Annotated in this window: 16 protein-coding genes and 1 pseudogene; 7 read left to right on the plus strand and 10 right to left on the minus strand. The window is 58.1% G+C overall.

Translation table 11 applies throughout. The features are described from left to right. Positions 1-59: 59 nt before the first annotated feature. Positions 60-245 (plus strand): hypothetical protein, encoded by a 186-nt coding sequence (locus tag EFD55_RS07970; protein WP_075225273.1) that lies wholly within the window; start codon positions 60-62, stop codon positions 243-245. 139 nt (positions 246-384) lie between these two features. Here the strand turns inward: EFD55_RS07970 and EFD55_RS07975 are convergent, their stop codons facing one another. From EFD55_RS07975 to EFD55_RS08005, 8 genes are all read right to left on the minus strand, one after another. Then, positions 385-585, minus strand: a complete 201-nt coding sequence (locus EFD55_RS07975) for a hypothetical protein (protein WP_125844067.1) — start codon at positions 583-585, stop codon at positions 385-387. Positions 586-855: 270 nt separating this feature from the next. Next, entirely contained in the window at positions 856-1,038 is a 183-nt protein-coding gene (locus tag EFD55_RS07980; RefSeq protein ID WP_125844069.1) for a DUF3606 domain-containing protein, read from the minus strand. A 139-nt stretch (positions 1,039-1,177) separates the two neighbouring features. Continuing rightward, positions 1,178-1,414 (minus strand): hypothetical protein, encoded by a 237-nt coding sequence (locus EFD55_RS07985; RefSeq protein WP_125844071.1) that lies wholly within the window; start codon positions 1,412-1,414, stop codon positions 1,178-1,180. Positions 1,415-1,631: 217 nt separating this feature from the next. Further along, positions 1,632-2,075: a pyridoxamine 5'-phosphate oxidase family protein gene (locus EFD55_RS07990; RefSeq protein WP_125844073.1), complete on the minus strand. Its 444-nt coding sequence runs from the start codon at positions 2,073-2,075 to the stop codon at positions 1,632-1,634. A 93-nt stretch (positions 2,076-2,168) separates the two neighbouring features. After that, a complete protein-coding gene (locus EFD55_RS33080) occupies positions 2,169-2,315 on the minus strand; it encodes a hypothetical protein (protein ID WP_164737530.1) in 147 nt (48 codons plus the stop codon). Between the two features lie 157 nt (positions 2,316-2,472). Next, the gene (locus tag EFD55_RS07995) at positions 2,473-2,697 is read right to left on the minus strand and encodes a hypothetical protein (protein WP_245438246.1); all 225 of its coding nucleotides are present in this window, start codon (positions 2,695-2,697) and stop codon (positions 2,473-2,475) included. Positions 2,698-2,778: 81 nt separating this feature from the next. Beyond that, entirely contained in the window at positions 2,779-3,042 is a 264-nt protein-coding gene (locus EFD55_RS08000) for a DUF1488 family protein (protein ID WP_125844075.1), read from the minus strand. A 145-nt stretch (positions 3,043-3,187) separates the two neighbouring features. After that, positions 3,188-3,490, minus strand: coding sequence for a hypothetical protein (locus tag EFD55_RS08005; RefSeq protein ID WP_125844077.1), 303 nt, complete (start codon positions 3,488-3,490; stop codon positions 3,188-3,190). A gap of 169 nt (positions 3,491-3,659) precedes the next feature. Between EFD55_RS08005 and EFD55_RS08010 the strand changes: the two genes are divergently transcribed. After that, positions 3,660-4,064, plus strand: coding sequence for a hypothetical protein (locus tag EFD55_RS08010; RefSeq protein ID WP_125844079.1), 405 nt, complete (start codon positions 3,660-3,662; stop codon positions 4,062-4,064). An 88-nt stretch (positions 4,065-4,152) separates the two neighbouring features. Continuing rightward, positions 4,153-4,524, plus strand: coding sequence for a hypothetical protein (locus EFD55_RS34275; protein WP_125844081.1), 372 nt, complete (start codon positions 4,153-4,155; stop codon positions 4,522-4,524). An 81-nt stretch (positions 4,525-4,605) separates the two neighbouring features. On the opposite strand, the gene EFD55_RS08020 is transcribed toward EFD55_RS34275, so the two are convergent. Then, entirely contained in the window at positions 4,606-6,111 is a 1,506-nt protein-coding gene (locus tag EFD55_RS08020) for a DegQ family serine endoprotease (RefSeq protein WP_125844083.1), read from the minus strand. Between the two features lie 553 nt (positions 6,112-6,664). Here EFD55_RS08020 and EFD55_RS08025 point away from each other — a divergent pair. Next, entirely contained in the window at positions 6,665-7,702 is a 1,038-nt protein-coding gene (locus EFD55_RS08025; RefSeq protein ID WP_125844085.1) for a LacI family DNA-binding transcriptional regulator, read from the plus strand. 102 nt (positions 7,703-7,804) lie between these two features. Beyond that, positions 7,805-8,725 carry a LysR family transcriptional regulator gene (locus tag EFD55_RS08030; protein ID WP_125844087.1) on the plus strand — a complete coding sequence of 307 codons (921 nt, stop codon included), beginning with the start codon at positions 7,805-7,807 and terminating at the stop codon, positions 8,723-8,725. 1 nt (position 8,726) lies between these two features. Here EFD55_RS08030 and EFD55_RS08035 read toward each other — a convergent pair whose 3' ends face one another. Beyond that, entirely contained in the window at positions 8,727-9,680 is a 954-nt protein-coding gene (locus EFD55_RS08035) for an NmrA/HSCARG family protein (RefSeq protein WP_125844089.1), read from the minus strand. A gap of 366 nt (positions 9,681-10,046) precedes the next feature. Between EFD55_RS08035 and EFD55_RS08040 the strand changes: the two are divergent. Next, positions 10,047-10,445 (plus strand): annotated as a pseudogene (locus EFD55_RS08040) (dienelactone hydrolase family protein); the annotation flags it as partial. A gap of 68 nt (positions 10,446-10,513) precedes the next feature. Next, positions 10,514-10,705: transposase (locus EFD55_RS08045; RefSeq protein ID WP_148102902.1), on the plus strand; the 192-nt coding region annotated here is incomplete at its 3' end.

Here is a 10,705-nt window from a genome sequence, read left to right on the forward strand (position 1 = left end):
AGGTGCATCTAACGAACAAATCGGCAGCTTGCTGGTTCTTCCTTCAGGAGGAAGCAGACATGAAGACCATGAACAACCGCCAAGTTCGCATTCCCGGCCCGCGAGAGCACGATGTTGCGGAACATTGCCGCAAGTTCGGGATCGGCCCGGCAGAGGAAAAGAAGCTGAAGAAACTCCTCGGGTCCCGGGCGCCGCTCCATGAAATCCAGGCCAATGCTCCGCCGGGGCAGCCAAAATGGCGTTAGGCCAGGAAGCGTCTCGATTCGATATGACGCATTGAGCGAAACAGTGCGTGTTCTATTGCCGGGGGGCGGGCGCAGCGCTCCGCGCCGACCTACACACGCAACGGCCCGCGCCGCCCATGGGCGCGAGCCCGAAAGTGTATCAATGCTGGAGTTTCCGCGACAGCATCAGAATGTAATCGTCGGCGATATCGGCAACGACCATCGCCGCTTCCGCAGGCGAATATCCCTTGCTGACGGCGTCGGCGACGACCTTCATCACGGCCGATTCAAGCGCTTCCCGGCAATCCGAGAGGGTTTCGACATGCGGGCATTTTGCCCGAAATTCCAATACGTTGTTCATGGCATACCCTCCGTTTGATGGTGTTTGAGCCCCTATGCGTGAAGCCGGCCTTTCGGGGGAAGGTAGGCTATGGTCCCGGTAAGCGCTGCCTGCGGGATCGGACGCGTTGTCGTAAAGACACGATGGCACAGGACAGTCTGTATTCAAGCGGATGCTGATGTTAAGGTAAGCCAGTAGGGTTAATTCGCCCGATGATTGTGTTTCCAAGCGTCTGATATCGACGCAACCGGATGGCGGCTGCGGTTCCACTCCGCAGTCGCCATTCCGCCTTTAGACGCTGATGCGGCGGCCGGCCTTGTCTGCCTCTTTGCGATTGGCGCCGTATTTTTCGATGATGCCTCTGGCATCCTCTTGGGAAATCCGGTGTTTTTTCGCGAAGTAGATGACCTCGTAGGGTGCTTCAATCACGGCAGCTTTGGGGGGCTGGACCTTGTTGGTTTTCTCACTGGTCATGATTTTTCCTTTCATGGAAATGCTGAGCGGGACGCCGCGCAATTTCAGCACGGGTCAACACCCATTTGCGTGGCGACCGAGGATCGGAGAACCGGCAATCTTAGGTCGATATCAGCCGAAGAATTGACGTCGTTCCGTATCAGCGATGGGATCTGCCTGTCGTATGTTTTTCCCAGATCTGCGTCGCCTGGGCCGCCGTGGCGGTCTTGTGGAAGCGCAACAGGTGAAGTCCTTCCACTCTTCGTTTTTCATCGAAGGCGCTGTTTTCGTAGTCGGTGCCTTCGAGAATCCTCTCGCTTTCGAGGACGGTCTTCAATTCTTGCACGAAGTGCCCGGTGATGTTGAAAAGGGCTTCATTCTCAGGTGCGTTTGTCATCGTTCTTCCCTGTGGGTGGTCGCGTGCCATTGAACGCGATGCTGGTTCAGCGGGTCGCGTCGCGGTGAGGTGCATCAAGCAATCCGCGCCCCTATGGGAAGGCTGGTATCGGACAGCGCTTAGCTGGAGGTGTTTGTCTGGAGTTCCATACATCGTGCAGCAAACGCCGCACTGACGGGTCTGTCATGAAGGTGCGGCAAGTCTGAAGGTTCGCACCTTAAACCACTTGCCGTCCCGATACCACGTTAATCGAAATAGCGAAGAATATGGGCGGGGCAGGGCTGTCTTCGCTCTCCGAGTTCAAGACAAGCGATCCGGGTTCCCACCAGAACGGTTGCTTTTGCAGAAGAGACCAGGCGTGGATGCGTTCGTCATGCCGGGCCGGCGTATCGGTCAGCTCATCATAAGTGCCCTGAACAAGCACGCTCTTCCACGTTCGGTTTTCGCCGAATTCTTCAACCTGGACACATGCCGGTGAATTGGCCCGGAGCCGGTCAATCTTCAGACCCGGCATAGAAAACATCAAAAGACGAGCTTTTTCATAGGCATAGTGGATAGGAACGATATAGGGATATTTTTCGCCCAGGCATGCCAGGTGGCCACGGGTATGGCCTGCCAGAAAGGCAAGGCAGTCTTGTTCACCCATTTCTCGCAGTTGCATTTGCGTTGTCCAATTCCGGTAGGCGGGGTTACGGACCCTTCATTCGCCGGCAGCAAAGACGCTTCTTCGCCCGCCGCAACAGCCTTGCCGCGCCTACCAAAAGACGTCCTTGAAGACGATATAGACGATAAAGCCCAGGCAGATTGCCGGCGTCGATTTCACCAGAAATTCAATATACTTGAACCGGCTGATATGCCGAGCCAGGTCTTTCCAGGAATGGATGCTTGTCGTGGAAGACATGATGCCCTCCTTTGTTAGGGCTGGGGAACTCTGACCACCCCTGGAAGCAGCGCCCGTTCGCAAACTGCCACCATAGCAAATATGGGCTCTCGCCATCTCGGGTACAAGCCGTGCCGAAACGCGACACGATTGCAAGCCCGGCAAAGTGCACACAGGGTTATGCTTTCACCTCAACCATCGCTTCGATCAGTTTCAGGCGGTCGAGTTGCTGTCGTTGATTGTCGTAAAGCCTGCCCAATAGCTCGTAGGCCAACCCCGCGGAACTGCCTTTGAGAGATAGTTTCTTGACAATGGTTTCCTGCTTGGCGATGCGGCGAGCAGCCTTCACGATATGGCGACGTGCGAGCTTCAGGTCTTTCGGACGATATCGCGTTAAAACCATATGCTTTGGTCCTCTTGTCATGCCGGCGCCATCGGGACGACGGCGATTACCAGCCTGCCTGCTCGATGCGCTGTCCGGCGATCAGCGAAAATCTTCAGCTTTGAGCGTGAAGTTGTTTCCGCGTCGATGTTGATAGACTCTCGATGCAGTCTCCAGAATGGAAGCGCGCGCGGCATCAAAAGCATTGAGATAGGCGGCTTCGGAAGAATTCCGAGTGAGCGCGCCCCCGAGAGCGGCTTCTTCGACCAGAAACCTGACTTCGAACATGCCGTCATATCCGGTGAAGCGGACACCTTTTCTCGCTTCGTCGAAACTGCGGCTTCTGTTGGGAAAAATAAGTGCCATTGCGGTTGTCCTTGGAACTGGCGCCAGCCGATGCGCGGAACTTCGCACCCGGCGACGAATTTGCATGCACGAGGGAATGAGCAGCTTGATGCCAGATATGCGGCGATCAGCCTGCCGGCTCGTCCCGACGACCGCCGCAGGGGGCTCAATGGATAGTCTGCACGATGACCCGGTCATGAAGCAAAGCTTGAGATGTCTTGATCAAGCGCACCGTGCCTGTGATAATCTCATCGGAATAGAGAGGGTCTGCACGAGAAATTTCGTCCGTCATATCACGGAGAACTTTGTTTATCTCAAGCAGAGGCGGCACAAGTTCCAGTAATCCATCGGCTGCCAGCCCGTGAGCCAGGGCTGCAATCACCTCTCTCAGGTGATCTATGAGCGCACGCCTTTCCGAAACCGCCAGTGCCGACGGTTTTGTGAGGGTCGCTTCACCGTTGAACTGCATGATGCGCATCCTCCTTTCTTTAAAATGGGCTTTGCCACGGGATTATCAATAGCTGCCGCCGAATGAGGTTGCGGTCAGGTGGCAAAGAGCGCAAGCTGATCCATCGGCGGCCACGATACGGGCACCGCTGCTTGGGGCGCGAACCCTAGCCCCAACAAAGGAGGACGCAATGTCTTCCACCAATCATCAATTTTTCGATGTCGCCAATTTGAGGATGCTGGATCGTATTCTTCGAAAAGCGGGCTTTCGCGGAGGCGAAACCTACGCGATAGACGACAATGAGATCAGCGCGACAAGTTTCCTCATTCATTGTTTCCAGATGGGGATCGTCGATGAGGCAGCACTGAAATCGGCTCTGAAAATGTATCTCGCAACGCAATTGAGTTCCGGGCCGCTTCCTTTGGCCACGGAAGACGGCTCTCTTGCAAGATGGCAGGACGATGGCGGCGCGCCGACGAAAGCCTATCGTATCGCGCGATATACAGCGTCCGGGCGTCCCAACGCACCACTGCGGCCCGCGGGTTACCATTTTCCAAAAACCAGGCTTCCTGAACGATTGTCCGAGATGCCGTGAGGCTGGTCTTGCTGCAACGCTCCTGACCATGCGTAGCAGTGGATGACCGATAGCCCTGATGACATGACGAAGAAGGAAAGAAAAAGACATGCCTTGGAACCACGCCGATCAAAAGGACGGGGCCGGGAAACGCAAGATCATCGCTTCCATGCACAAAAGGGTAACGTCAGGCCCTACAGCCGACGATCTCATAATGCAGGCTCGTCAAGCGCGGTCACCGTCAGCGGAGACCGATGATGGTGCCGACCACGACCGGTATGGCGTGGCGCGTACACACAAAGGTCCGTTCGATAACGCGACGGCATTCAGCGACCCCACCTACGATCATGATCTCCCGACGAAGCAGCAATTGGAGGCCGCGCGGCGCAGGCAATCCGATGCCATAGAACAGCAAGAGGCAAACCGTCAGAGGGGCAAATCGCGCCCCCGAGCCAGGGAAAGGAATCCGAAAAGTTCCTGAGTAGAAAATAGGGGCCGTCGAGGATCGGCAGAAAAGCCCGCTTTCGCGGGCTTTTCTTGGTCATTGAGAAATTGCGCTGCCTCAGGCAGCCGTGAACGGCACGGCCACGAAGGTCTTGTTGCCGCCGCGCTCGATAAGCAGCAGCACCGATTTGCGGCCGGCCTTACCGGCTTCGGCAACCGCGGCCTTGACGTCGCGGGCGCTGTGAACCGGCTTGTCGTTCACCGAGACGATCACGTCGCCCGATTGAATGCCGGCGGCAGCCGCCGACTTGTCCGGGTTGACGCTGGCGACCACCGCACCGTTTGCGCTGCGCGGCAGGTTGAGTTGCTGGCGAACGTCGGGCGTCAGGTCGGCAAGGCCGATGCCGAGGCTCGGCTGGCCGCTGTTCTGGCCCAGGCTGTCGGGGCTTTCGGCCGCAGCCTGTTTCTGGCTGTTCTCATTGCCGCCGACAATAACGTTGAGATCGATCGTTTTGCCGTCACGCCAGACGCTGAGGGATTCTTTGGCCCCTGGCGAAAGGTCGGCCACGAGGCGTGACAGGTCCTTCGGCGTCTTGACGGTTTCGCTGCCGACCGATGTGACGATATCGCCCGGCCTCAGGCCGGCCCGTGCCGCCGGCGTATCGGCGGTGACGGCGGCAACCAGCGCGCCGCCGGTCTTGGCGAGCCCGACGGCATCGGCGACGTCCTTCGTCACCGGCTGGATCTGTACGCCGAGATAGCCATGATCGATCGAGCCGTCCTTCTGCAGCTTGGCGACGATCGCCTTCGCCTCGTCAGAGGGAATGGCGAAGCCGACGCCGACACTGCCGCCGTTCGGCGAATAGATGGCGGTGTTGATGCCGACGACATTGCCATTGCGATCGACCAGGGGTCCGCCGGAATTGCCATGGTTGATCGGCGCGTCGATCTGGATGAAATCGTCATAGGGGCCGCTGTGCAGGTCGCGGCCGCGGGCCGAGACGATGCCGGCTGTCACCGTGGTGCCGATGCCGAAGGGGTTGCCGATCGCGAGGATCTGGTCGCCGAGCTTCAGCTTGTCGGAATCGCCCCAGGCAATGGTTTGAAGCGGTTTCGACGTCTCAATCTTCAACACGGCGACGTCGGATTTCGGATCGGTGCCGATGAGTTTGGCCGGAAGCTCGGTGCCGTCGTCGAGCGTCACCTTGATGTCGACGGCATTGTCGATGACATGGTTGTTGGTGACGATCACGCCGTCAGGGCTGATAATGAAGCCGGAGCCGAGCGCCATCGCATGCTGGGAGCCTTGATGTTGCGGCGCCGGGTGCGGCAGCGGGATACCCTGGTCCTCGAAGAACTGGCGGAACTGCTCGTCCATCGGCGATTCCTGCTGGTCCGCGCTGACGTCGGTCGCCTTCATGGTCGTGGTGATGGTGACGACCGCAGGCTTGTCGGCGTCGACGATGGACGCGAAGGAGCCGCTGGGGGCCAGAACGCCGCCCGTATCCGAAGGTGCCGCAAAGGCGTTGGACGAGTTGATGGTTAAGGGCAGGCATGCCGCGCCGGCGATGATGGCGGCCCCGACAAGCGCTGCGGCACGATGTTTACGGAGAATATGTGACATGTGATTGTCCCTTGCGAGAGCGTTGGCTTTTGATGGCGTCGTGGTTCCATGTCAGGGACCTGGCGTCGGATGGCGTTCAGCGCCAATTCCTCTATTCAGAACGCGCTGTCGTCGAAATGCTGTGGCGACGGGGAGGGAGTAGAAGAATTCGCGCTGGGAATACATATGATCCCGTCCGGTGGATTTGCAAATTAAATATTGATCATGTTTATATTGCCAATTCGTAAGACATTACTGGAATTTAAACTTTACTCCCGATGCTTCCGGTCCTGTCGCCGCGCTGCGGAAATCTCGGCCGCGATTCTCCCTCGCATCGCATTCCTCTGACGGTTTCATCCCGAAAATAATGGACTTAACCTCCGCCGGCCGTGATCCGATCGCCGCATGCGCTCGTAATTTCACGGCAGATGACCTGCCACTCTTTGCTTGACGTTGCGTTTCCAGATCTCGTTGCAGAATTTAAAATGTTAGTGGACTCTAAATTATTTCTTCTTCAGAAAGTAACGGCCGCGATTCGAGGACAAGCGAGTCCGCGGGCGACGTGTAAGGGGCAATGAGGACGGCAGTGGAGCGGGGGCGGAAAGCCAGGCGCGGCGCGCATGTGAAGTTGAGCGATGTGGCGAAAAGGGTGGGAGTGAGCCCCATCACCATCTCGCGCGCGCTTCGCAATCCCGAAATCGTCTCGGAGGATCTGCGCGAGGTCATCCTGCGCACGGTGGAGGAGATGGGCTATATCCCCAATCTTGCCGCCCGGGCGCTGGCCGGCCGCCACAACGGTGTCGTCGGCGTCATCACGCCCGCTTTACACCACCACGGCTTCGCCGGCCTCATGATCGGCATAGAGGATCGCTTCCGCGCCAGCGAATTTACCGTGCAATATTCCAATACGCTCCACCATGTCGATGGGGAGGCGGGCCAGCTCAAATCCCTCCTGACGCAGAAGCCGGCCGGCGTCATCATCGCCGGGGCCGAATCCTACCGCGATCTCCTACCGCTGATCGAAAATGCTGCCTGTCCGATTGCCCATATCACCGATCTCAGCCAGGAGCCGCAGACGCTGGTCGTCGGCCTCGATCATCATGCGGCCGGCGCCGAACCTACCCGCTTCCTGCTGTCGAGGGGTTATAGCAGGATAGGCTTCATGGGCCGCGGCACGGACATTCGCTCGCGCCGCCGGAAGGAAGGTTATGAGGCCGCGATGCGGGAAGCCGGCCGTTTCGATCCCGATCTCGTCATTGGCGAAAATGAGGGAAACAGCTCCGGCCTTGGCAGGGAGTTGTTTGCCCGCCTGCTGCAGCGCGTGCCCGATGTCGATGCCGTCTTCGCCCAAAGCGACGATCTGGCCCTCGGCGTTCTCATCGAATGCGCCGTGCGCGGCATCCGCGTGCCGGAGGATGTCGGCATCTGCGGCTTCAACGATCTGGAATTTTCGGCCTTCACCCAGCCGACGCTGACGACGGTGCACATACCGCGCTACGATATCGGCTACCGCGTCGCCGACATGCTGCTGCGCGCCATCCGCGACGAGCCGCCTGGCGAGGACAAGGTCGATTGCGGCTTCTCGATCATCCCGCGTGGCTCGACGCGCTAATCCGTCTCCGGAATCTGCGGCCGATCTGTCGGCGTATGCCGGAGCTAGGCACAGTCCGGATTATTCTCTATATCGACTGAATGAGGATCACTGTGCTGAAAAATGGATAGTGCGGGACTGTCTCTCGACAGAATGCGCACCTTTGTTCGCGTCGCCGAACGTGGCAACCTGTCGATGGTCGCAAGAGAACTGGGTGTCGGTCAATCCACCGTGACGCGGCACCTCAATGAACTTGAGGAGGCTGTCGGTGTGCCTCTTCTCAGCCGAACCACGCGTCGTGTCACCCTTACGGACGAAGGTAGCCGCTATTATGCGAACTGCCTTCAGATATTACGGCTGGTCGAACAGGCTGCTGAAGAAGCGAGAGATGCCCGTCAGGCCCCCGCCGGGGCTGTTCGGCTTTCTTGTACTGCAGCGCTCGGCGTGATGCACATCACGCGCATCATCTTCGACTTCCAGGACAAGCATCCGGACATCAGGGTCGACCTCAACCTAACGGATGAGCGTATCGACTTGGTTCGCGAAGGCATTGACGTGGCACTTCGTCTCGGGCCTCTCGCCGATAGTTCGATGAAGCTTCATGCGCTCGGAGAGAGCCATCGGCTGCTGGTGGGCGCTCCGGCTTATTTGTCCGTCCAGGGACGGCCGGAGCGCCCGGCCGATCTGTCACGATACGAAACCGTGGTGATGTCGAATGTGGCGGGGAGCGATCAGATCCTGCTTTCCTCTCCCAATGGCACAAATCATGCGATCCCGGTCAGCGGGAAATTGCGCGTCGACCACGGGCTTGCGGCGCGTGAAGCCTTTGCCGCTGGACGCGGCATTGGCCCTACACACCTCTGGCTGGTCCACGATCTCCTGGATAACGGTCAGCTCGAGGTCGTGCTTGGGGACTATCGTCCTTCGCCGGTGCCCGTGAGCTTGCTCATTGTTCCCGAGCGCGCAGCCATTGCCCGCGTTCGGCTTCTCGTCGATTTTCTTGTCGCCGAGGTTTCCAAATTACCGGGAATTCGGCCGTCGTAATTTATAGACCGAAAGATCGCTTGTCGCCGCGCCACCCCGTCGTCCGCAGATATTGCTCCCAGTTGAGCATGTCGGGGTTCAAGCGACGGCTCCATTCGAGATCATGCTCCGTGCCGAAATAGCCATATTCGACGGCATACTCGACCATCCCCAGAAGCTCCCGAACGAGAAGTTCGTTGGCGGCAAAATCCGGAAAATATTGCAGCAGGCCATCCCTGGTGAAAGCGTTTCGATACTCGGCCTTGCGGCCGGTCACGCGCTGAAAGGTTTCGATCATCTCGCGCGGAGAAATGATATCGCCGACGATCGGCAGCGTCTTCCCGTGATAGCGCTCGGGGTTGGAGAAAATTTCGAGAACGGCCGGCCCGGTTGCCGTCAGCGGATCGACAAAAGGCGCCCGGAAATCTTCAGGAAGATAGATCGGCAGGAGGAGAGTATCGCCCTCCATACGCGGTACATAATACTCGAGAAGATTCGTGTAAAAGAATGCCAGCATGATGGAGGAATGAGAGATGGGCAGGCCGCGAATGTAGTCTGCGACGCGCGCTTTGTCGGTGAAGTGCGGCGCATACTTCGTCCCGCCGGTGATCTTGTCGACATTCTCGAGGGTGCTGAAAACAATATGCCCGACGCCGGCCTCAACTGCGGCATCCGCCAGCTGTCGGCCGAGAGGAGCCTCAATTGTCTCCGGCGGGGCGATGGGCGGTGTCATCAGAAACGCGCCGTCCGCGCCTTTGAAGGCAGCAACGAGGTCCTTCTGAAAGCCAAGTTCAAGAGGGACGGTGACGATTTCAGCGCCGCGTTTCTCCAGACTTAAAGCTTCAGGTGAATCCTTATTCCGGGTGAAAGCGCGCACACGGAAACGTTGGCTCTGCAGGAGTGTCGCGGCTACGCTGCGCCCCTGTTTGCTCGTTGCACCGACAATCGCGATAAGTGGCTTTTCTTTTGTAGACATAGAGCTTCAAACCCTTCCCTGTCATGGCCACCGACCAGGCAGCCAGGCGTTGTTCTGTGGGAGAGCCGTCAGCCCATGCCGATAGCCCACCTCACTGACGGGCACCCTATCTCAGCAAGTTCTATTGCGGCAGATGTATTGAATGCATAACATAATGCCGTTTTATGGATAAATAGCTCCGGCCAGCCGGCAGAGTCGGGACTGACGACACCATGAGCAACTGATGCCAAGTTTGCTGGAATCCAGCGGCCGCTTTGGTCGGAAGACGCCCTCCATCGGCGGGACTTGCAGTCCAGGCAATACTGTCGAAAGATAGGCGAGGAATTTGCTGATGGCAGGCTGTTGATCAAACGGTGGAGAAGTTCAGTGAATACCACGAGACTTTTTCTTGGCCTTGTCGCTGTTCTCGGCGTCACACTTGCGGGAAACCCGGCCGATGCCGACGAACTGGTTCACTTCGAAAGCGCGCCCGTAAAACTAAGCCCGCTTCGAATACGCAAGGCTAGTGAACAGGGAGAAAATCTCCCCCAACCGCAAGGCACACCCTTGCTGGGATATTTGAGCCGGCCCCAGGGTAGTGGTCCGTTCCCGGCGATCGTCGTCATGCACGGCTGCGAAGGCATGCGTTTCAGCGTCAAAGACCTATGGCCGAAACGGTTGGTCTCATGGGGTTACGTCGTGTTGGTTGTCGATAGCTTCACCACCCGCAACATCAAGGATACGTGTCAAAGCTATCTCCCCGATCGCGTCTTCGACGCCTATGGGTAGTCCTCCCCGCGAATAAGGGGCTTCAAAAGTAGAATTTTCTCGGCAAGATGCTCGAGGAGATTTTGATGAAGAAGAGCCGATTTACCGAAGCCCAAATCATGGCTGTGTTGCGCCAGGCGGAAGGCGGTGTCCCCGTACCTGAGCTTTGCCGGGAGCATGGCATCAGCAGTGCCAGTTTTTACAAGTGGCGGGCAAAGTATGGGGGCATGGACGCCTCGATGATGAGCCAGATGAAGGCTCTTGAGGACGAGAACCGT

The organism is Rhizobium pisi (assembly GCF_003938655.1).
GTDB classification, from domain to species: domain Bacteria; phylum Pseudomonadota; class Alphaproteobacteria; order Rhizobiales; family Rhizobiaceae; genus Rhizobium; species Rhizobium pisi.